Raw genomic sequence first — 22819 nt, forward strand, 5'->3', positions numbered from 1 at the left:
ATAAGTAGTTTGGCTGTTAGAACTCAATCTGTACGAGTGCCCACACAGATGATTGCTTTATATTGTTAAAGAACGTTTTGAGTCGCTTTAGCGCCTCAAGGGATGCGAATAATACACCCTTTATTTTTCGAGTCAATACTTAGTTTTAAACTTTCTTTTGGAAGATTTAAAACCGAAGTTTTATTTAACTCTCTGAGTAGTTGCTGCCTTGCTATGCTTCGGCGTTTCCCGTCTCAGTGGGGTCGCATTATAGGGAGATTCGAGCGGGGGTCAATGTTTTATTTCAGCTTTTTGTCAATTAAATGAATTTAGTATGAAAGCTATACAAATAAAGGGCTACATCGCCTTTTTCGCCCATTAAACAACCAATTTGTACACAAATCCTAGGGAATTTAAAGACACCTCTATAAATAACACTGCAGAGCTATGTTAACTGTGCGGTTATCACTACTGCATTAAATAAGTGTTTTACTATAGCGCCACTAAAATAGCGCAATAACAAAGCTGACATTATAATGTATTGATCATTGAGCTTAAGCTAATTAAGTAGCTTAAACTGTATCTATGAAATTCAATTGAATTTTCTTTTCACAAGTTTACTGAACAGATACCAACTTTAAACACTACCAATTATTCGCTTAGCTATTGAACATCGTCCGCTTTATGTTTTACTTCTCTTTATTCGCTTTTACATTTTGTGCTTGTTCAAATATTTCTTTGTACACTTCGTCGTGGCTAATTGGCGGATACTTAAATTTAGCCAGTATTAAAATAAGCTCTACTCTTAGTGATGATTTAATATCTTCGCGGTGGTTCCAATCAACAAATTTAACTTTGTCGTCCACTATTACTTTTACCGCTTGGGCGAGCTCAATCAGCTTATCTTCTGGGTAATCAAAGTCGTATTTAACCGCGAGCATTTTTAATGCGTCGTAAAAGCCTTTTTCTTCAATATCAATACCTAGCTCGTCGCCGGCGTTCATTTCGTCGCGTACGCTGTAAATCATATTAACCATAGTGTCTGAAAACTCATCAAGTACGTTACTTACCAATATGTCATCATCTTTTCGCTCGTTATAGCGCTGTACCAGCGATTCAAAGCGTTTAGTAAAGTCGATACCTTGGGTTTGGTTTACTTTTTTAAGCTCGCCTATGGCTTTAGCTAACATTTGTTGCAGTATTTTTATTTTGGTATTGGGAAGTTTTATTTTTTCTATTTTAGCGATGTAGTCATCATTAAAAATGTCGATTTCGCCACCGTCTTCATTACCGAGTTTAAATACCTCTTCGACACCGTCGCTTTGTAGGGCTTCGGCTATCATTTCACGTACTTTGGCGTTCATTTGCGCGGTATCGGGCGCTTCGCCTTTGGTTAGCTTGTAAATAATAGAGCGAATAGCGAGGTAAAAGTGAATGTGGTTACGCTCGTTTTCGTTAATTTTTTCACTACCACAACATACATCGTAAGCGGCTTTTAAACGCTTAACTAAATCCATAAAACGCTTTTGGCGCTTTTCAGTAATTAGCGCAAACTCGGCGGCGTGGTTTAAGCTATTTAGCTGCGTAACTGCTTCGCTTGTAAAGTAAGGGCTGCTGTCAAATTTATGAAATAACTGGGCAAGTAGCGCTAAGTGATTTTTTACTTCGATAACCGACGCGGTAATATCTTCAAAGTTGGTTTCGTCTGTTTTTGAATACTGCGCTAAGGCTTTATTCATTTCAGATTTAATACCGATGTAGTCGACTACCAAGCCTTTATCTTTGCCTTCAAACTGGCGATTAACCCGCGAAATAGTTTGTATTAAGCTGTGCTTTTGCAGTGGCTTATCAATGTACATGGTGTCTAAAAATGGCACGTCAAAACCGGTTAGCCACATATCTACCACTATGGCTATTTTAAAGTTTGAATGTTTGTTTTTAAATTGCTTATCAAGCTCTTTACGCTCGTCTTTACTGCCAAGTAAATTATATAAGCGTGCTACGTCGTCTTTACCACGGGTCATCACCATTTTTACTTTTTCAGAAGGGGCTGCAATACGGCCTTCGCTAATAGCGCGCTTTCGTTCGGTATCCGATAAATTTTGCGCGTTATCCTGCTCGTTTAAAGAGTCGACAACATCAAACCAATCTGGGCGTAATTCTTCTAATTCTTGATACAACTGATAAGCAATGCCACGCGAGCTACACACAAACATTGCCTTGCCGGCAACCGTTGAGCATTCTTCAACACGTTTTTCGTAGTGCTGTACAAAATCTTTTGCTAACACTTTAATACGGTCTGGGTCGCCTAAAATGCTATTCATGTTGGCGGTGGCTTTTTTACTGTCTTCTATTTGCAGCTCGTTACTGCCTGCATCGGCGCATTCTTTGTAATAAGCTTCAATTTCCGCCAGCTTACTGTTGTTTAAACACACTTTAGCGGCGCGCCCTTCGTAAACAATGCGTACGGTTATCTCATCTTTGACTGATTCGGTCATAGTATACGAGTCAACCACTTCGCCAAACACATCCAGCGTTGCATCAACCGGCGTTCCCGTAAAGCCAACATAAGTGGCGTTTGGCAGTGAGTCGTGCAGGTATTTTGCAAAACCAAAGGTTTTTCTCACTCCGGCATTTGGGCCTTTGTCGGTAATAGTAATTTTTTGATCAAGGTTAACTTGGCTACGATGCGCCTCATCAGAGATACAAATAACGTTAGTGCGCTCGGTTAAAAGCGCAGTGTCTTCGGTGAACTTATGAATGGTAGTTAAAAATACACCGCCGCTGTTACGGCCTTTTAATAGCTCACGCAAGTGAGTACGGCTGGTGACTGTTTTTACCGTGTCATCGCCAATGTAGGTTTTAGCATTACCAAACTGCTGCGAGAGTTGATCGTCTAAATCGGTTCGGTCGGTAATTAAAATAATGGTCGGGCTTTTAAGTTCAACACTTTTCATCAGCAAGCGTGTTAAAAATTGCATGGTGTAACTTTTACCGCAACCCGTTGCGCCAAAGTACGTACCGCCTTTACCATCGCCTTTTGGCTTTAAATGCAGCTTTATATTTTCGAACAGCTTATTAGCGGCATAATATTGCGGGTAACGCGGCACAATTTTTTTCTCTTTTTTGCCCGCGCTTTTATTATCAGAATCAGGGAAGAATACAAAGTTGCGCATTACATCGCGCAAACGCGCTTTATCAAACAAGCCATGCAATAAAGTATGTAATGAATTTATGCCCTCTTGTGCGGTTAGCTCTTGCCCCGTTACTTTTCCCCACGAGTAAAAAAACTGATACGGCGCAAATAAGTTACCCATTTTATTATTCACGCCATCGCTTATAACGCACAAGGTATTAAACACAAATAATTGAGGAATAGCACGTTTGTAGCGCACCGTTAGTTGCTCAAACGCTTCAAAAATAGGGGCTTGCTCGCGTATCGCGCTTTTAAATTCAAACACCACCAGCGGCAAACCATTCACATATAAAATGCCATCGGGAATGCGCAGTTCAACGTTGTCGTAGCTTGTGGGGCTTTGTATTTCTAACTGGGTAACAAAGCGGTAAATGTTGTCGTCTTGCAGGTAAGTAACACTGGCTTCATTCACATTATCCAAAGCAGCCATAGCACTGCCTGCTATTAGGCTACTTTTAATGCCTTGCTCAACGTTGTCGTAATCGAGTAATTGAATATATAAATCTTTTTGAGACTGGCTCTTCGCCGCATCACTACTTTGACCACTTAACATGTCTCTTTTATGTAAAAAGCCATCACTTAGCCAGTTACAAAAGGTTTTATTGCTCTCATATAAATCACTGGCTGGCAGCTTTTCAAGCTTTGCAATAATAGAGTCTACTTCACCAGTGGTAATATTATTTTTAGCGTAGCGCTTGGTTAAAAAAGCGCGTAAGTCTTCTTTAATTAATACCTCGCTATTATTGCGGGTGAGCTCACTGCCCAATAAATGCGGGTAGCCTTGTTCGGCTAATAACTCAACCACCGCTTGTTCTAATTTGGCTTCAGTAAATTTCATCTATTTAGCACCGTCCGCTGGTTTATTCATGTTAGTTATTATTTTTTAAACTTTTATTCTTAGCTACAATGCGGGAAGTATTCTCGCAACAACTTTATCATATTGCGTTTTTGCTTAAACTTCTTAGCCAATGTAGTAATCATTTCATATAATAGCGTGCAGTCGGCATTTTTGTCTTTTAAGCTTTTTTCTATTTTAATTAATAAATTAGTTGCTTCTCGGTAAGCGTCACTATTGGTTTGTCCAATTATGTTGCTAAGTGATTTGTGATACAAGTCAATCGACTCTTGTGGATATTGCGCCATAATTAAACCAGCCAACGTTATCAATTGACTCGACTTAACCTCATGCTTTACTGCCCATGAACGTGCTTTTTCAATGTCATTTTGATCAATATAAAAATCCAGTAACTCGCACGGATAATTAGAAAAACGATTAACCCTTTGGTTTGACTGAGTGTATTGCTGTGAAAGAGATAGCAATAGCTGCTCTACTTTTTGCGTAAACTGGGCATCAATGATGCCGGTTTTTAGTTGTAGCGTTTGTAAATCTTTAAAGCCATTAAAACTCGGGTTATCTACAAATAACTGCCACGCGATTGCCCATGCGGTTTTAAATTCTGACAATTCAAGGCGAAGTTCTATTTCATCGCGTTTACATGCAAGCACTTCATGTGGCTTACTTGCCCGTTGATACGCTTGCTTTAAATAGCAAGCGGCATCTAATAAGTCATTACGCGCTTTGCAAAGCGCACTTATTTTTAAATAATCCGACGAGTCATGGGCTGTTAGTTTAATTAAACGCAGTTGCGCTTGCCAATCATCCTGCCCTTGCGCTTGTTTTATTAATATCGACGTAAGGTGTGTAAGCGCGCTTTTTTGCCTCCAATCACTAAAGTCAACGCCCGCGTGCAGTCGCTTTTCTATTGCAGTTGTACACAGTGCTAAAAACAAGGTATTTACACTGGGTGTTATGTCAAAGTCATGCGGTACACTCGGGAATACATCGTATTTGTAATCTTCAAAATGCTCAAAAATCCACTGCGCTTTTTGCTCATCAGACCAAGGCAGTTGATTAAAAAGCTCGGTCAGGTTTTGGTTAAGCTGCCCTTCTAAATCAAAGCGAAAGCCGCCGGAGTCATCAATTTCTTCAAGTACGGTGTTCAAACGCACCAAGGCTTTAAAATTCAACTGCCATTGCTGATCAACAGGCAGTTTTTCTATCGCAGGAAATATCATTTCAAACAGTGAGTCAGCATTAGCAAAATAGCTACGTACTTCATTCCAGCCCCATACTGATTTTTTAGGCAAGGCTTTAGTGATAAGTTTGCTTAGCTCACCTGTACTCATGGCTTGCTTGTCGTTTGACATCATAAATACCCATTTATCGTATTCATGCTCTGACTCATCTAAAAAACCCATAATTATATCGGTAAGTTCGTTAGCCGGTTTATCTAAAAACCACGCCATTAATGCCCCGCGTTCGTTGCCTTGTGTTGTAGCATCGGCGTTTGCGTTGGCTAATTCAGTAGCAGATAAACTGTTTACTTTGAGCGCCACGGCAATGGCATGTTTACATACCTCTTGATAATCGGCTGCGGGGCACGTACAGCTTGCCATACATTGTCCGCTTTCACTATTTTCTAAGGTGACTTTGTATTTATACTGCCCCGCCACGCTCGCCATTGCTTGATCACCCACAATAAGTAACTTACTGACATTATTTGATGCGTACAAACTATAACCCAAATCGTAAGTTTTGCTGGCTACGCGTTGCTCTATTTCATTTAAATCAAACATACTAATTCTTATTCACTCATTGTGTTAATTGGCAAAGCGCGTAGGTCTTCTTTAATTAATACCTCGCTATTATTGCGGGTGAGCTCACTGCCCAATAAATGCGGGTAGCCTTGTTCGGCTAATAACTCAACCACCGCTTGTTCTAATTTGGCTTCAGTAAATTTCATCAAACATCCTTATTCTTTTTATTTTTATTTTTATTTTTATTTTTAATGGTTAAGTGCTTAGCCTATGTATTAATCAACTGTTTCATCGTCGGTGGCTACATCAGGTATTTGTAATTCGCCAGAGATGAGTTTGGGTAACAAAGTGTCACGGAGTTTGGTTAAGTATCTATTTTGTTGTTCATTTTTTGCAACTTTAGTCATAAATTCCCCAACGATAGATTCAAATGCGTCCAAGATTTTATTATTTGAGAAGAGGCAGTATGTCTTCGCGACATCTTCTGGTTTTATTGCTGGGTAAGCAGCGCCATCTGCAATGCGCGTGAACTCTTGAATGCAATCATCATTAGTTAGAGAAAAATATGCAAACGCTCTACAATTTTGATTATTTGCTCTAACTACTGCAAATCCTGTACTACCCGTTAAATTTTCTTCATTCACATATGCAAAAGATCTATTTGCAGGTCTTACAACACCAATGATTGTGTCATGCGGCCGCAAAACTCTTCTTGCTCGGCTTGGTGCTTCAGAAAAACTGTACTCTATAGCTTCACCCACAGCTCCATTTTTAGCATTAGCCAAATCAACATATTTAACTACCTTTGGTGCATTTTTTTTAGTCCAAGATTCTGGATTTATTTTACATAGTTCATTAATAGTTTTTACTTCCCAGCCCTTTGGTATCCAGCCTAGTTGTTCGTTGTGTTCGAACTCATTGGGGAAGTGGGCGTGGGTGTTTGCGTGTTGCGCTAATATTGTAGGGTTTGCTTTAACGGGTGTTTCAGCGGCTTTTTCTGATACTTGCACTGCTGCTTGTGTTTGCGCTTGTAACTCGTGAGCGAGCGCAATGAGTGAGGCTTTGCATTCTGTAGCATTTTCTAAACTGTTTAGTGCCGCTAAGCGGCGCTGTGCTTTTTGTTTTAACTCGTCAGGCAGACTAGTTTCAAGGTTTTCTAACTTAAAATCAACGCTAGCAAGTAGGTTGTCGAACACCGGATCAAAATCAACAAACCAGCTTTTAAATAGCGCCTGCGCCATTTGCTCTAAGGTTTGGTTGGTTTGGCGGTTGAGTAATAACTTTAAATCATAATCAGATATAATCGACGCAATTGAGTTTTGAGTTTCAATATCTGGTAACTCAATTGGTAGCTTCTTTTGCCCTGTAATACCTAAATATAGTCGTGTTGAACCTCCTCCTGCCCATTGTTCAAATAAGCTTTGAAACTGTACGGAATCAAAATAATATTTTAGATATTTCGGGTTTATTACACCTAAATTTTTAACCCGATAATAAGTTACTTGAGGTGTTAAAACTATAAAAGCAGTATCTATATTATCAACAATAGCTGTTCGGCCAATTGTTGCTTTATGAGATAAAAGTACATCTCCTTCCTTAGCAAAGCCTTTTCTTAGTCCTCTAGCTTGATCTTCACTGATAAATTTACAATTTCTAGTATCAATTTTCCCATTTTTCATATCTGAAGCCATTATAAATGGAATACCTTCAGCTACAAATTCAGAGCTTTTAGGATGGATACCACCATGATTTCCATCAAGTGGTTTTTCCAAGGCTCCCAAATTAACTAACTCTTCAACTGTATAAGTTTTTAAGCTACTCCCCATAACCCAACGCCTCCAAGTTTTTACGAATGGCTTTATTAAGCTCATCGCTTTGCTTCATTTGGCTATCAACAGCACCCACTATTTGTTTATTCATCATCTTGGCCTTTAACTTGCAGACTAAGCAATTGCGCTTGCACACGTTCGCGTTCTTTTTGGAGTTCTATGCGCAGCTCTTCTTCGCTGGGTAGGTGGGCTAAATATTTTGCGGCAAAGAGTTGTTTTTGGTCGCTCAGTACAGAGTATTTAACAACGGCTTCGCTTTTTTCACTGCATAAGACCAAGCCAATAGTAGGGTTATCGTCGCTGCTGGTGTGTAGGTCATCGTACAAGCGAATGTAGGTATCCATTTGGCCTATATCTTGGTGTTTGAGTTTGCCAATTTTTAAGTCGAGCAATAAAAAACATTTGAGTTTAAAATTGTAAAAAACGAGGTCTATATAAAAGTCTTCGTCATCAAAGCGAATGCGTTTTTGGCGCTCTACAAAAGCAAAGCCTTTACCAAGCTCTAATAAAAACTGTTGTAAGTTATTTATAATGCCTTGCTCTAGGTCGTTTTCTTGATAGCTTTTGTCTTGCAGGTTTAAAAAATCTAAAATGTAGGGATCGCGCAGGGAGTCTTTTGCGGACTCTGCCAATACTTGTGTGTTTTGTTGGGCTTCTTGCTCAACGGGTTGTTTTTCTTTGCTAGACAATAAGCGTTCGTAATATAGCTTACCTATTTGACGTTCTAACGCGCGCGCCGACCAATTTTGTAAAATGGCTTCATCTCGATACCAGTTGCGCGCAGCTGAACTATCAACCCGTAATAGTACACGATAATGCGTCCAGCTTAATTCGAGACGCACTGCGTCTCGTTTTTCAAAGGCGAGATAAAAACGGCGCATATTACGCAGGTTGGTTATGTCAAATCCTCTGCAATAGTCTGTGCTGAGTTGCTGCGATAACCGTTTTAATGTTGCTTTGCCGTAGGCTGCGCGTGTTTCACCGCCTTGCTCATCTTCTACAATTAAGCGCCCTATTTGCCAATACGCTTGCAGCATGGCGGTATTTACGGTTTGTTTAACTTGCCCACGGGCTTGCTCAACAATGCGGCGAATATCAACTAATAAGTGCTCGTTTTGAGTAGATGGGTGTTCTTCACTATGAGTCATTACGTTTTTCTCCATCACGCTCTTCACCATAGCCTAAGGCCTGCAAGTTTTTACGAATGGCGTTATCAAGTTCATCTGCTTGATTCATTTGGCTATAAAGGGTTTGGCTAAGTTCGCTCATTTTGGTTTCAAACGGGATACCGTCGTCGATAATATCGGCCGCGCCGACATAGCGCCCAGGGGTAAGTACGTAGTCGTTCACTTTTATATCGCTAAGGGTGGCTGATTTACAATAACCAGCGACATCTTGGTACTCTTGTTCTTGCTCTTTATTTTCGCTTTGCTCTTTATTTGCGCTTTCTCGCTCAGTACTTGCAGTGGTTAGCTCTTCGCCGCGCCAAATATGGTAGGTTTGGGTTATTTTAGCTATGTCGTCGTTGGTGAGTTATTTTAAGGTACGGTTAACCATAGAGCCCATTTCGCGGGCGTCTATAAATAGCGTTTCGCCTTGGCGGCCACGGCGCTTTAGTAAGCCTTTTTCGTTATTACCGCGTTTATCTTTACTGATAAACCATAAACACACCGGAATTTGCGTGGTGTAAAACAGCTGCCCTGGTAGGGCTATCATACAATCGACTAGATCGTTTTCGATTATTTTTTGGCGAATATCACCCTCGCCACTGGTGTTTGAACCCATTGAACCATTAGCCAGCACAAAGCCTGCGGTGCCATGTTCGCTGAGTTTTGAGATCATGTGCATGATCCACGCATAGTTGGCATTACCGGTAGGCGGTGTTGGGTAACCTGCCCAGCGGGCATCGTCGACTAGCTCGTTATCGGCGCGCCACTGTTTTTGGTTAAATGGTGGGTTTGCCATTATGTAATCGGCTTTTAGGTCGGGGTGTTGATCTTTAAAAAAGGTATCGCCTGCTATATCGCCTAAATTGCCCGAAATACCGCGCACAGCAAGGTTCATTTTTGCCAGTTTATAGGTGGTGTTGGTGTACTCTTGCCCATAAATAGACACATTTTTTTGATTACCGTTATGGCTATTTATAAACTTAAGCGATTGCACAAACATACCACCCGAGCCACAACAGGGGTCGTAAATTTTACCTTCAAATGGTTCAATCATATCGGCTATTAGGGTAACAATTGATTTTGGCGTATAGAACTCGCCCCCGCCTTTACCTTCAGATGCAGCAAATTTACCTAAAAAGTATTCGTAAACACGGCCAACTAAGTCTTCTTCTGTTTTTTCGTTTTGGTTGGCGATGGTGTCGATATTATTAATAGTATCGATTAACGCTGAGAGCTTACTGGCATCAAGCCCTAAACGTGAAAAGTAGTTATCGGGCAATGCGCCCGCGAGTGATTTATTGTTTTTTCAACGCCGTGAAGTGCGGTATCTATTTTAACTGCAATATCGCCTTGCTTGGCGTTGGTTTGAATGTATGACCAGCGGGCGTCTTCTGGTAGATAAAACACGTTATCCATTGCGTAAAAGTCGACCATGTCGATGTATTCATCGCCGTGCTCAGCAATAATGGCTTTTTGACGTACTTCAAACTTGTCACTAATAAATTTAAGAAAGATTAAGCTTAAAACAATGTGCTTATATTCGGCTGATTCAACACTGCCACGTAGTTTATTGGCGGCATCCCAAAGCTATTCTTCAAACCCGACTTGTGCTTGTTTTGTGTTTTTTTTAGCAACTTTTTTAGTAGCGGGCTTTGTGGCGGTTTTTTTAGGTGCGGTTTCCATAGCTATCTCAGACCAGAATATCAATACAAATTATTGAGTTATCATACCGTAAAGAGCGCGAATTATTGAGACTTAATTAAAAATATATGAGGGGATATTTATTAGGGCGTGTTGATCTTTGTGGATTGAAATTTGTTCAATCTAGGGGCGATTAAATCGCGGCGCGAGGTTTGTAACCTAGTGGGCTAAGTAAAAACCGAGCAACAAAGAGTTTATCGTCCCTAGAAAGAACCCAAAGGGCAGCGCATGTTTGGTATTTATGCTGCGTTATCGCCTATTTATGGGGAATAACCACACTACATAGGCTCTGCCTTGCCTAAAAACCAAACATACAGCTGCAAACTCACCCACCAAAGATCAACACGCCCTAGTCATATGCGAGCAGTTTGGTTGTTGCGACAGTATCGCCACTTTCGCTTCGTAACCCATTACACATAAAAACCAATTAACAAACTAACTCGTTAGCCTGACATATTTTTCAGCCAGTTCGTCTATATTTTCACGATGGGCTGGGTCGGGCTTTATGCAGTCAATTGGGCATACGCTGACACAGGTTGGTTTGTCGTAATGGCCTACGCATTCAGTGCATTTATTTGCATCTATCTGGTAAATTTTAGCGCCCATGTAAATGGCTTCGTTAGGGCATTCTGGATCGCACATGTCGCAGTTAATGCATTTACTATTTATGAGTAGAGCCACTTTTAAGCCCCTTCAATTAAAATCATTATAAAACATAAACATAGATTTAAATGAAATGTTTTTTGACTACTTTTCATACAAGTGTAGTTCAATAAAAAACCTTTATTTTTTATTTAATCGTAGCACACATTCGTAACACACCATTTTATTTTTAGGTGTAAATTGCAGCCACGAATTATGCCTATTTTTCTCTGTTGCTTTGTTGATCTCAATCAATAAAAATCGCCGCAAGGCCTTTATTTATATAGGTTATTACAAAGTGAAGCACTCTTTATCAACGCTTACCAAAGTTCAATACACGAAAGCTAAACTAGAATGGAACCAGCTCAAACCTCCATTTTCTATGCAGCACATAAATCGGTGTGCTACGCTGGCTCAAAATATCATATTTTTTGAAGAAAAAAGTGCAGATAAACAAGGCCTTAGACCTAGTCGGACTAAAAGATTATCGAAATACGAAGCACAACACCATATTCGACTAATTTTCACCAAGTCTGGCACCGCTATTTTCTACTCTAACTTCCCAAAATCATCTGGTATAGCGAATACCAAGTTAGGTGAAGCACCTGAATTAACAATAGCAAAAGCGCGTAAGCTCACTGAACAAATGAAATATGGCGTTTTAAATAATCATAATATTAAAACTGTGTTTGATGCTTATGAACAAAGCTTAATAGAGCGTCATAACACCGCACCCACTAAATTTGCAGCTTCATCGCTCAGAACATATCAATGTAGAATAAAAAAGCTTAGGCATCATTTTCCGCTTAAGCGTGCATTCCAGTCTCTTACAGCTGGAGAGTTAGAAAAGATTGTAGATTTAATTATCAAGGCAGAGTCCAACAACCAAGCAATTGAGCTTTTTGCACAAATTAGAAGGGTATGGCGATTTGCCAAAAACAAATTTAACTCAGGTAAAAACCCAGCTGCTGATATCGATGACTTTTACGTATCTGACCGTGTAGAAAGCCCCCGTCCTTGCCAAGTTTATACAGACTTAGATTCGATAGCTGAATTATGGATAAACCTCGCATCGGCCCCAAATGTACATCAAAAAAATGCTGCGCGATTTATGATTTTGACAGGCATACGCCCTATTAATATTCCACAAATGAAGTGGGAGTGGCTCAATAGTATCGACTTTCCAACCTTAATTACCTTTCCGGCATCTGTTGTTGGGGTTCGTGGAGAAATGAAAAACCAAAAAGAATATAAGCTGCCATTAACCAAGGCCATGCGCGCCATTATTTTAGAGCAGAGAGCCTGGATGGAAAATGCATTACCCAACTGTAACCCTGATCATATATTTCTTCAGCCTCGCGATCTTAACAAACCATTTGCTAAAAGGTCGCTGGATAAGATCATTAAAGATTACTCACCTGTTGATGCAGTAAAAGGAGATAAAAGAAATATTGTAATGAAAGGATCTGCAGGTGCATTTTGCACAATGTGCCGAAGCTTTTTTAAATCCAACGCAAAAGCGATTATGGTTGCCAACGGCTATCATTTTAAACACGCAGAGGAACTCACCAGACTCGCGCTTCATCACCTAAGAAAAGAGGACGATCCAAACGGCTTGAATTATGATAAATCTGAAGAGCTATTTGGCACTTCAACAAAGCTAAAATTTAATGTATTCAAAATTCATGAAGCCAGTATTTTAAAAAGAGCGAAAGAACTCGAAAGCCAAAAACTCAGACTTACAGGTATGCAAAGTAAACAAGCTAAAAACCTTAAAGAAAACAACCAAAAGAAAGCCCTGAGAGATAGGATTAAAGATCATCTAGTTTATAAACGAGGTTATGTAAACTTCATTAATCAGCCTCTTGGTGATACGGGCAGAGTAGCAAAAGATTTGATCTTAACCGAAGAAGGAAGAGCTGTCGTTGAGAGATATTTAAGTGACCAAGAAGCTAAAGCAAAAAATAATTAAAAAAAGTTTAATTTCGACTTACCAAAGTTTTTAGTAAAAAAAATTAATTTCATATCATTGCCTTATTAGAGCGATACCTCATCAGTTATTTGATGATTTTAACTTTTTTAAGGCTTATGTATTAATGGCAACATCAGTATTAAATTCAATAAAACCATGTGAGGTCATGATTAAAAGTCGAGACCTTTGCATGGTTGAATTTAATGCATTTAAGCCACCGTACAATGACGAGTCAATGGAAGAGCTAGCCAGTCTTGCGACTATTATATTGGCGCAGGATAAAGGTAGAAGACTTTCAAAGTATCAGCTTAAAGATCAAATAAGAATTGTATTCCAGCATGATGGCATTATTAAATTTTTTACTCATTTTAAAAAAGAACATGGTATAAAAAATATCAAGATTGGTGATTCTAATAATATGAGTTTTTCGGCAGCGAAATTAAGAGCGACCGAAATATACAAAAAAAACACCTCTAATTACACAATCGAATTTGTAGTGAGTAAACAAATAGAAAACTTACAGGCAATAAATAAACATAGCCCTAGCAAGTTAGCTGAAACCACAGTAACAACATACACCTCTTACCTTAATGCAATTCAAAATGCCTTTGGTAAAAATACGTTATTTCAAACTATTACGCCTGAGATAATAGAAGCAACGCTTGACCAACTGTTAACAGAGAAAAGTGGTCCGCATGTGGCTAAGCTATTCGAGCAAATGAAAAAGCTGTGGGTGTTCGCAAAAAATAAATATAATAACGGCACTAATCCATTCCTAGAGGTAGACAATAATTATATATCTTCTCGAACGGCGAAGCCTATTCCTTGTAAGGCATATACTGATATATCTCTAATTTCTCAGCTATACATAAACCTAAAAACAGCTAAAAATAATACATTAATAAATGCGGTACTACTGATGATGTTTACTGGGCTAAGACCTATAAATATTTGCAACTTGCGCCTATCGTATATAGATGATTTGGATAACCCTAAATTTTTAACGTTTCCTGAAACAACTCATACCGCTCGCGGAGCAATGAAAAACCAAAAAGAGTTCAAAATACAACTCACATCCGAGATGAAAAAAGCGATACAACAAGAATTAAAATTAAACCCAGACAAAAACCGCACCTACTTATTTTGCAAGGTTAAAGACGACTCAAAACCCATTAGTAAAGAGAGTTTAAACCGAGCACTTAAGTATCATGCGCCAAAAGACATGGTCGTGGCCTCGCGAGATAACATAAATATAAAAGGCTCTGCCGGAGCCTATCCAACACTACTTCGCAGCTTCTTAAAATCGCACATGAAAGAAGTGCTAACTAAAAAAATTGGGTCATCAACAATTGCTGAAATTGAGTCTAAAAAAATGCTCCATCACTCTGTTTTAGATCACGATCCGATGAGTAAACATTATGACCACTCGAATAAAATATATAACACTGATATTAAAGCACTTTATAAAAACTTTTCCCTATTTGAGAAGGAAATACTTAAAGAAGTAAAAATACAGGCTAAGTTAAAAAACAAAACGACTAAAAAATCATTTTTAAAATTAGATTATTCAAATAATTTCATCGCCAAAGTCAAAAGCACAATAAGTGCTTATTCCACTATCTGGGGTAATATAGTTCAGCAAACCCAAAAGCTTAAAAAGAGCCGCCCTTTGCAAATATTAGAGTAGCGCTTACATATTGCAATACAACTTTTTCTTTGCTTACAAAACCTATAAAGAGCTTTTACTAGGTGGTGCAGATTGATTTCTTATAAAAGCAGGGATATCAAAAATATCAGATGCTTTTGGCTTAGTGGCGACTACTTTAGAGCTTGACTCATTTGTAGTGTCATCAAGTATCATTTTTGAACTCGCGCCCGTAGCAATTACTAGCAGCTCATAGTTAATCGTTAGGCTTTCTATTTTCGAGACACCACAAATAACCAAAGCATTAGGGCTTACCTGCTGACGTACTGTATCGGTAATGAGATTATAACTGCCCAGTGAAATTTCATCTTTGCAGTTTACTTGTATTATCACCCCCGTACTTGATGACATATCTACCTGATTAACCAGTGGGTTATTAAGTGCACCATCAAGCGCAGTAGTAAGCTCGCTTTCTTCATCGCATTTACCAACACCTAGTACTGCATCACCCTGGCAATCCATAATTTTCGCAAAATCGTTTAAATCAACATTAATAAGTCCTTGAAAACACAGCATATCGATTAATGATTTTATCAGTGAATGGAGTATTTGGTTGCTATGCATAAAGGCGTCAAATAAACCAATATCATTACCTAGCACTTCAATCAGTTGATCGTTTGGGAGTGTAATAACAGCATTAGCATGCTCTTTTAGATCATTTAGGCCGGTTTGCGCTATATTGCTTCTAAACTGCCCTTCACTACTAAATGGCAATGTAGCAACAAATATAATGGGCTTACCTTGCTCACTCGCAAGCTCTGCAATATACGGGCTAGCGCCAGTCCCAGTACCGCCACCCAACCCTGTTGCACACAGTATGATATCGCAGCCATTAATAAGCGTTAAAAGCTGCTCTTTACTCTCTTCCGCCGCTTGCAGCCCAACTTTTGGGTCGGCTCCTGCACCGTAACCATGAGTTAACTCAGCCCCTATAAGCACAGCTTCATCACTTTGTGTATGCTCAAGCACCACTTTGTCGGTATTAACGCTGTACAAGTGCGCCTGATCAGACTCACGCTGTTCAAAAATACTGTTAAGCGTATTACAGCCACACCCACCAATGCCAAATACACCGATTGATAAACCATCATTTTGCTGAATTAATTGAAACATAACTACTCCTTAACTTTTAAAGGAGCATAACAAATAGGTGCGTCAATTTTTGACGCACCTAAACTAGTTGGAGTTATTTATAGATGGTAGCGGCCGCTTTAAGCTTTGTAGTTATTCTTTGCCGCAGTTTTTCAGGTTTAATAACCTCGAGCCAATGAGCACATTTAAATAGCTCATCGGTTAGTTGTTCGGCATCAATAGTTTGGTAGGTAAGTAATACGTTTTTATCGTCAATCTGTTGCTTGTCAGTCAGCTCACCAAGTTCAATAAAGCCTTGATTAACCGCCGAGTGCCTGGGTACTTTTACAATTAACTCAATCGCTTCTTGCGACATGCCTTTGTTAATCGCACTACGTAACGACTTTAATTGCTCAGTGCTTGGCTCACGCCGTGTTTTTTGCAAAATGTGTACATTCCGGATGCGGTAAACCGGCATTTGATAGCATTTATCGTGAAGCGACCCCACCATAAACTGCGCCATTAACACACCGCCTTGCTCAACTATGTTATAAAAACTCAACTCAGCAAACTTTAACCAATGTGCCTCATCGTAAAGTACTCTATAAAGCTCAGCGCTCACTGCACGCTTATGTTTAATCACATGCTCAATTTGCGCCACTAACTGAGTATCAATATTCACTTTTAAAGACGGTTTTGGCAGGGTTGCAAGCCAGTCAGGCACATGTCCATTAAAACGTTTAAGAGCCTGCTCTGCTTTAGTAAGCACAGAGCGTTTCACATCGCTCGGTACAGATTGCGGTAGTAATTGCTCCAACAACAAATAATGCTCTGCAACTTCAGTACTCATTACTTTTGTATTACCACCTCGCCACTGCGCATTTATAGACCAGCCATAGGGCTTACTGCGGGTATCTTTTTCAAGCCCAAAGCAACCTTGCTCATAAAGTGATTGGAGGTCTCGCTGTAGCATACGGGTTGAAATATCAAAGCCAAACTGGTTGAGTTTAACCATTAATTCATGTGAGGAGATATACCTAGGGCTCAAGGGGATAATATCAAGAATTGTACTTTGCCTTAAAATGAGCATTTTAATCACCTATAGAACTATGCTTAATTAGCTTAAAACAATTTCAAAGATAGTAGCTTTCAGAAATATCTATTATTACGGAGCTCTAACTTCTAATTCACAGGCTATCTTAATCTGCTCTATATGCTTGTTGTTCAATTCTATTTCCCTATCAATACGCTCTATTTCATCTTGTAGAGTGCGTTTTTCTGAGCCTAGCTCTGCATGGGTTAACTTCATTTCAAAGGGTATTTTTTCTATTTTCAACGATTGTATCTTAGCTTTATAGGCCTTCGTTCGCTCTCTGACTAGCTCGTGTACTTTATTTTTAATTTCTAAGTTTCTATTAAATTCATTTAGACCTTCATTAACACTACCTAAAAAATTACTTGTGCCTAGTAGCGCCTGAGTAGCTGCAGATTTACTATCATCATAAACTTTCTGTACCTCAGCCTTTGGTTTTGTGCACTTCATGATTAGTCCTGAAATGACCAAAAGTGGTAGAGCTATATAGGTTAGATAAACCCCTACATAAGTAACAGTAAATAGTGTTATCAAATAAAGTGCTAATGTAAGCCAAAAAACAAAGCTTGCTTTAGAATGCATATAAATTAATCCTTTAAAATTAAAATTTCTTATCTAATTTGGCGTTGAAAATTCTCAAAGTTATTTAAGGCGTCGAATGCAGTAAATACAGTCCAGCCGTGTCTTCTTAATATATTAGAATTACTCATGTTAATAAGCACAGCTACCTTTCGTCTTGGCCAGCAAAGATCGATTGAAACAAATGTTTCTTTATCTTGAATAACAATCCCTAGCTCAGCACCTGGTAATCTAGTCGACTCACATTTTTGCAGAAGGCCATCTAATGCTGTATCTGCACACTCTCGCAGATTATCGTAATTAAACACGTCAAACTTATGTTGTTCTCGTCTTAGCTGGTTAATTTTAAGAATATCTGAGTTGCTTACATATATATGATCATGATGTGGCTGCTTTTTATGACAATCTGCACAAAGTACTCTCAAATTATCTCGTTCATTATCTGCTTTATTCCCATTGATATGATGAGTATGTAAGAGCCTTTTTTCAGATTTAAGGTCAACGCCGCATTGCTCACATGTATAATTCAAATCGCTTCTTAACTTAGCTGAAATTGATGGCCAATCTGACGTATAACCACTTGTATGTTTTTTACTGTTAACAGGTAAACTTTTAAAGTAGGAGCTATAAACTTCGAAGAATTGTTCAAACGAGAAACTATTAAATACTTGGTTTTTAACTTGAGGACTCTGAGTAGAGTAACCCTTGTAATTAAGAATTTTTAAGCAGTTTTTACATACACCTAAATCAGCCTCTCCCTCTGTATTAGGGCCACCTCTGTAGCTTGAGCCGAATACAGGGAAAAAGCCATCAACCCGATTAATAACATCATAGCGTTTAAACCGGCCTGTTTCTCGCATCAACTCAAGAGTAGAACACTCTGCCACATGGATACGTCGCCCTAATTTACCATTAGACAACACAGCTTCAATATCATCTCCTTGATCCGGTATATAAAGCATAACCTGATGGCCATCATAGTTTAATACACCGTTTGACCCATCAATTTCATCTAACTGTACATCTTTACCTAAAATCATCCCTTGATTAAGATGACTGCCAATGCTCTCAAGTTCAGAAGCATCACTGGTAATAGAAAAGTCTGTAACAACTTGCCCTAAAGGTGCTACCGCTCTATGTAACGCACTAAAATCAACTGTTAGCTTCATTACTGCGCCTCCAGTATCCGTTTTATTTGAATGTCAGCATTAGTAATAGCCCTAAAGGATACACGCCTTGACCTTGCAGCATCTTCCACTCCATTCTCTTTAATTAAACGTGAAGATGAAAAACCAACTGCAGCAATATTAGCTTTAATCCAATCAGACTCATTAGGCATAAGTGCATAGCCATACTCTAATACAGAACGTGTTCGACCCTGAGATAGTCGCATATTATAAAAATATGCTTGCGCTTCTGTAGAGCCTCTTAAACCAACACTCGAAGTATGACCCTCAATACGAATTTCATCTAAAGAGTCCCTAAACGGAGCAAGCACGTTGATATATCGAGGGAAAAAGTCGTTTAATATTTCTTTATATGCGTCACTTAATCTAGTTTCATTATTAGCAAATAAAACATCAGGAGATTGAAAATTGAACGCTAGCGTTTCTTTGTCTATTGTTGCTCCCCACTCATCAAGATCTTTTTCAAATTCGCTTTCTAGAGCTTCATATATAGCAACTTGATTCTGTTGGTAAGCAACAGCAACATCTTTAATCTTGTCGTTCTCTTTTTGAGTTATCATCATAAAAACAATAGCTATAAACAAGAATACAACCATTAGACCAGCCATCAAATCTGATACAGTTAACCAATGGTCACCACTATCTTGTGAGGTGTTTTGAGAGCCAAATATCTTTTCCATTACATTACTCGCTGACTTACAACTTCATTCATCGCTTTAGTTAGCTTAATATAATCATCAACAAATTTACCGCTTACCTGTGCAAGTGCCTTACCCATTTCGTTCATTACACGGTTTATTTCTTGCTGCATCGCAGTATCAATAAGTTTTAGTTGCGAGTCTACGGCTTCACCAGTCATACCAACCTGCTTTTTAACCTCATTTTCCATTGCATCAAAGGTACGTTTAGCTTGGTTAATTTGCTGTGCAGCTGCATCATCAATCACTTCATTAAGGCGTTGCTGAAGTTTTTCTGCAGACTTAACCACAGTGTCACGCACCTGCTCTGTATCTGTCACAAGGTTTTGATTAGCTTGCTTCATAGTTGAAGTAATATCTTTAGCGTCATCTACTAGTTTTTCAATCATGTCACGCATATGATTGTTTAGATCACTTACTGTATCCTGTAAATAATTCTGAATTTCTTTACTATTTGTTGATAAAGTATCAGAACTAACCTGTAAACTTTCATTTGTCCTGCTTGTACGATTTATAAAATCAGTGCCAGCATTATCTACTTCTGTAGCAATCTTGTCTGAGCTTTCAATCAAACGCTCACCAACACTATTAATGCCTTTCTCTGTTTCATGAGCAAACTTGTCTAATAAATCATTAGATGTCTGAACGTGAGTTTTTATGTAATCGTCCGATTGTGTAAGAAGGGTTTTATAATGGTCACTCGCTGTTGTTACGGCAGCCGATATATCATTCACTGTAGCTTCAACTTGTTTTTGAATTTGCGGGACGGCTTCAACAGCTTTATCGCGCATATCTTTAAAGGCCTCTAGATGGCGTTCAAGCTCAGCTAATTGATGTTGATTAACCTCCATAACGCCTTTTAATTCACCCATAGATTGAGGAATTATTTGGCTTTGCTCACTAATATGTGCAACAGATGATTCAGTAGCAGAAATAGAAGCAACACCATGAGCGTATTGATCACTCATTTCTTTAAGCTGAACTTTATAGTTTTCTTGCCATTCAACTAATTTAATTACCGCTTCATTTAATTGTTTAAAGTTATCACCAAACTGTTCTGTTAAGTTGTTATTAAAATCACTAATCACCTGTTTTAGCGCTTCAATAACTTGCTCTGTAGCTGACTTTGATAAAGTATCTGCAAAATCTTGTAGCTTAAGCCATAGCTTTTCACTAAACGCTTCAAAGTTCTCTTGTTGTTTTACGGCTTGCTCTTGGGCAATATTTATCGATGTTTTTGCATTATCATTAATATCACCACGTAATATTTTTAATTGCCCAAACAGTGTTGACTCTTCATTACCAACAATCGCCTCTTTTAAAACTTTTGTTTCTACAACCTGCGCTTGCATAGCACCTAATATCGCCTCAGGTGTTGCATGAGAAATGCTATCTTCTAGTTGCTTAGGTTTTAAGAAAGAAAACGTAGACAGTGTTTTAAACACTAAAGATAAAAATATACCCGCTAAACTTGTAATAAATGCCGTTTTTAAACCTGCTAATAATAACGGAATACTGGCTTCTATATCATTTTGGTTAAATTCTAATAAACCAAGAACTATACCTAAAAAAGTACCAAAAATACCCATAGTAGTTAATAGTGTTGGAACAAACTGAACAAATTCAACTTGCCTAGCCTTTTTGGTGTAAAACAAACCTGAACCAAAAACAAAAAGCATTAAAATTAATACTGCACCGCTAACAACGTTTGGATCAAAACTGCGTAGTAAACTTTCTAGTATATCCATATGATTTATCTTTTGTACTCTCGTAATTAAATAGACAACTACTTTGAAACCTCAAAGCAGAAAACACGCATTAATGGCAAGGAAAAGAATCATAAAGAGGTATAAAATTAACAGTGGGGGTTTGGCAGTACTGCTCGGCTTTTATCCATAAAATCTTTACGTTCCCTTTCGCCATCCACAACTAAAATAAAGCAATACTTTAGTCGTGGCGAGATAGTATATAAATCAACTGTGATAAGCAAAAAAACAATGATAAACAACTAAAAAAGCAGGTTATATGACCAAGTTTTAAGCTTAAATTCAGTAACGCTTACTGTTAAGCCAATATTAACCATTAATTATCAGCTGCTTTTTCAGCTAACTCCGACTTATCAATATCAAATGGTAATACTTTGAGTGTAAGCCCGTTATTAAAAATAAAATCAGGCAAGGGCTTTAAAAACTTAGCAGTCATAGGGTAGATAAGCCAAATCACTGCGGGTTCTAATTCACCCTTCTGGTAAGTTTGGTTATAGGCCAACATCTGGTATATGTCGCCCTCACTTATTCCATACTTTTTGTTAGGTAAGTTTTCATCAATCACCTTCCACTTTGTATCACCAATAATTAATTTATTTTCTGCTTGAATATGTAAGTCAGGCTTTAATTGGAAAAGCTTGCCATCATTAGTGCGTTTTTTACTGTCGCTAGGCGTATGGCTTATTAAGTATTGACTGCGGGTTTGTGTTTTTATGTCATAATTTTGAAATTGTTTTTTCAGACAAATTGGTACGTAATCCTCAAATACACGTTCCATAGGAAATAATATAGACAGCATACTTTTTGAACCGTTAACCGATGTAGGGCTTTGATCTTTAAAAATCATCTCGATCCACGGTCTAATCGCTTCATAGTGAGATAAATGCCTGCCTCGTTGCCAAGCATTGAGATCCTGCCATATAGCTTTTGAGCTTGTTACTTCTTCAAAATGAAATAGTAACTCCCTGCAAAGATGTTGCGTTTTTGCTGTCACGCGCTTGAGCGACCAGAGCAAAGCACTTTTAATTAATCGGTTTTCAGGGCGGTTAGTCGTTAGCTCATCAAAGGCTATAAAGTGATGATGTTTATTAACTAAGTTATGTCTGATTTGCTGGCTAACCAGTATTCTACCCTTTATAAAAGGTTCATTACTCTCGTGCGTTTCATACTGCCTTGCCACACCACGCTTAATTAATAAGCTTATTTCACGCAAAAACAATTGAATAAATACATCAAGTAACGGCATTTTCGCCATATCTAACGATGCATTGTCAGCAACCTTACCTGGTAAATATCGCGTTGCCTTTAACAGCTTTATGAGGTTGGAGCGGTTCCTGCTAATACTTTCATTACTCCCACCGTGTACGCTTGTCCGATGTGTTTTAGGCAATATTTCAATTTGATCGCCGCAAGGTAAGCAAATTACACCAACGTAATTTTGGCAAACTAATACCTCTTGCCGTCTTTCAAAGCCATACCTAAATAACTTATCATGGTCTGCCTCACTGCAAGTTAGTAACTGTTTAAGCGCTTCAAATTTAGAGTGTTCTAGGTTTAAATGATCACTCTCATATTTAGTAATATTACTTTTATACAAGCGAGAAAACTCATAAACAGACCATGTACGCATAAAC

General features: G+C 38.6%; 15 protein-coding genes and 1 pseudogene. 2 read left to right on the forward strand and 14 right to left on the reverse strand.

The features are described 5' to 3' along the window. Positions 1-668: 668 nt before the first annotated feature. The 7 genes and pseudogenes from P20495_RS00410 to P20495_RS21795 form a co-directional block, all read right to left on the reverse strand. Entirely contained in the window at positions 669-4013 is a 3345-nt protein-coding gene (locus P20495_RS00410) for a type I restriction endonuclease subunit R (RefSeq protein ID WP_008139486.1), read from the reverse strand. Positions 4014-4072: 59 nt separating this feature from the next. Next, a complete protein-coding gene (locus P20495_RS00405; protein WP_008139487.1) occupies positions 4073-5812 on the reverse strand; it encodes an SWIM zinc finger domain-containing protein in 1740 nt (579 codons plus the stop codon). Positions 5813-5820: 8 nt separating this feature from the next. Further along, positions 5821-5979, reverse strand: a complete 159-nt coding sequence (locus P20495_RS22165) for a hypothetical protein (protein WP_008139489.1) — start codon at positions 5977-5979, stop codon at positions 5821-5823. 69 nt (positions 5980-6048) lie between these two features. Next, the gene (locus P20495_RS22265) at positions 6049-7599 is read right to left on the reverse strand and encodes a restriction endonuclease subunit S (protein ID WP_008139491.1); all 1551 of its coding nucleotides are present in this window, start codon (positions 7597-7599) and stop codon (positions 6049-6051) included. Between the two features lie 86 nt (positions 7600-7685). Further along, positions 7686-8750 carry a YhcG family protein gene (locus tag P20495_RS00400; RefSeq protein ID WP_008139493.1) on the reverse strand — a complete coding sequence of 355 codons (1065 nt, stop codon included), beginning with the start codon at positions 8748-8750 and terminating at the stop codon, positions 7686-7688. Beyond that, positions 8740-10454, reverse strand: a pseudogene (locus P20495_RS21155) (N-6 DNA methylase). Before P20495_RS21155 ends, P20495_RS00400 begins: the two are co-directional and overlap by 11 nt. Positions 10455-10907: 453 nt before the next feature. Continuing rightward, positions 10908-11153, reverse strand: a complete 246-nt coding sequence (locus P20495_RS21795) for a YfhL family 4Fe-4S dicluster ferredoxin (protein WP_083829723.1) — start codon at positions 11151-11153, stop codon at positions 10908-10910. 259 nt (positions 11154-11412) lie between these two features. Here P20495_RS21795 and P20495_RS00395 point away from each other — a divergent pair, with 259 nt between their 5' ends. Next, a complete protein-coding gene (locus P20495_RS00395; protein ID WP_008139508.1) occupies positions 11413-13086 on the forward strand; it encodes a hypothetical protein in 1674 nt (557 codons plus the stop codon). 235 nt (positions 13087-13321) lie between these two features. Then, a complete protein-coding gene (locus P20495_RS00390; protein WP_242401508.1) occupies positions 13322-14773 on the forward strand; it encodes a tyrosine-type recombinase/integrase in 1452 nt (483 codons plus the stop codon). A gap of 42 nt (positions 14774-14815) precedes the next feature. On the opposite strand, the gene P20495_RS00385 is transcribed toward P20495_RS00390, so the two are convergent. The 7 genes from P20495_RS00385 to P20495_RS00355 all read right to left on the reverse strand — a co-directional run bounded on the left by P20495_RS00385 (position 14816) and on the right by P20495_RS00355 (position 22815). Next, positions 14816-15904, reverse strand: a complete 1089-nt coding sequence (locus P20495_RS00385) for a cell division protein FtsZ (RefSeq protein WP_008139511.1) — start codon at positions 15902-15904, stop codon at positions 14816-14818. A 73-nt stretch (positions 15905-15977) separates the two neighbouring features. Further along, on the reverse strand, positions 15978-16952 hold the full coding sequence (locus P20495_RS00380; protein WP_033016522.1) for a YafY family protein: 975 nt from the start codon (positions 16950-16952) through the stop codon (positions 15978-15980). Between the two features lie 75 nt (positions 16953-17027). Beyond that, positions 17028-17537, reverse strand: coding sequence for a hypothetical protein (locus P20495_RS00375; protein ID WP_008139514.1), 510 nt, complete (start codon positions 17535-17537; stop codon positions 17028-17030). Between the two features lie 29 nt (positions 17538-17566). Continuing rightward, entirely contained in the window at positions 17567-18703 is a 1137-nt protein-coding gene (locus P20495_RS00370) for an HNH endonuclease (RefSeq protein ID WP_008139515.1), read from the reverse strand. Then, positions 18703-19401, reverse strand: coding sequence for an OmpA family protein (locus P20495_RS00365; protein WP_008139517.1), 699 nt, complete (start codon positions 19399-19401; stop codon positions 18703-18705). The genes P20495_RS00370 and P20495_RS00365 overlap by 1 nt, the downstream gene beginning before the upstream one ends. After that, on the reverse strand, positions 19401-21167 hold the full coding sequence (locus P20495_RS00360; protein ID WP_008139519.1) for a MotA/TolQ/ExbB proton channel family protein: 1767 nt from the start codon (positions 21165-21167) through the stop codon (positions 19401-19403). The genes P20495_RS00365 and P20495_RS00360 overlap by 1 nt, the downstream gene beginning before the upstream one ends. Before the next feature lie 334 nt (positions 21168-21501). Beyond that, a complete protein-coding gene (locus P20495_RS00355; protein ID WP_008139521.1) occupies positions 21502-22815 on the reverse strand; it encodes an McrC family protein in 1314 nt (437 codons plus the stop codon). Between the last annotated feature and the right edge of the window lie 4 nt (positions 22816-22819).

This window comes from Pseudoalteromonas sp. BSi20495 (assembly GCF_000241185.1).
GTDB lineage: Bacteria > Pseudomonadota > Gammaproteobacteria > Enterobacterales > Alteromonadaceae > Pseudoalteromonas > Pseudoalteromonas fuliginea.

What these genes read in the sequence shown, in the direction of transcription:
- P20495_RS00390 (WP_242401508.1), top strand. Translation starts at nt 13,322, where the DNA reads ATGGAAGAGCTAGCCAGTCTTGCGACTATTATATTGGCGCAGGATAAA.
- P20495_RS22165 (WP_008139489.1), bottom strand. Translation starts at nt 5,979, where the DNA reads ATGAAATTTACTGAAGCCAAATTAGAACAAGCGGTGGTTGAGTTATTA.
- P20495_RS00400 (WP_008139493.1), bottom strand. Translation starts at nt 8,750, where the DNA reads ATGACTCATAGTGAAGAACACCCATCTACTCAAAACGAGCACTTATTA.
- P20495_RS00385 (WP_008139511.1), bottom strand. Translation starts at nt 15,904, where the DNA reads ATGTTTCAATTAATTCAGCAAAATGATGGTTTATCAATCGGTGTATTT.
- P20495_RS00355 (WP_008139521.1), bottom strand. Translation starts at nt 22,815, where the DNA reads ATGCGTACATGGTCTGTTTATGAGTTTTCTCGCTTGTATAAAAGTAAT.
- P20495_RS00410 (WP_008139486.1), bottom strand. Translation starts at nt 4,013, where the DNA reads ATGAAATTTACTGAAGCCAAATTAGAACAAGCGGTGGTTGAGTTATTA.
- P20495_RS00375 (WP_008139514.1), bottom strand. Translation starts at nt 17,537, where the DNA reads ATGCATTCTAAAGCAAGCTTTGTTTTTTGGCTTACATTAGCACTTTAT.
- P20495_RS00380 (WP_033016522.1), bottom strand. Translation starts at nt 16,952, where the DNA reads ATGCTCATTTTAAGGCAAAGTACAATTCTTGATATTATCCCCTTGAGC.
- P20495_RS00365 (WP_008139517.1), bottom strand. Translation starts at nt 19,401, where the DNA reads ATGGAAAAGATATTTGGCTCTCAAAACACCTCACAAGATAGTGGTGAC.
- P20495_RS00370 (WP_008139515.1), bottom strand. Translation starts at nt 18,703, where the DNA reads ATGAAGCTAACAGTTGATTTTAGTGCGTTACATAGAGCGGTAGCACCT.
- P20495_RS00360 (WP_008139519.1), bottom strand. Translation starts at nt 21,167, where the DNA reads ATGGATATACTAGAAAGTTTACTACGCAGTTTTGATCCAAACGTTGTT.
- P20495_RS00405 (WP_008139487.1), bottom strand. Translation starts at nt 5,812, where the DNA reads ATGTTTGATTTAAATGAAATAGAGCAACGCGTAGCCAGCAAAACTTAC.
- P20495_RS22265 (WP_008139491.1), bottom strand. Translation starts at nt 7,599, where the DNA reads ATGGGGAGTAGCTTAAAAACTTATACAGTTGAAGAGTTAGTTAATTTG.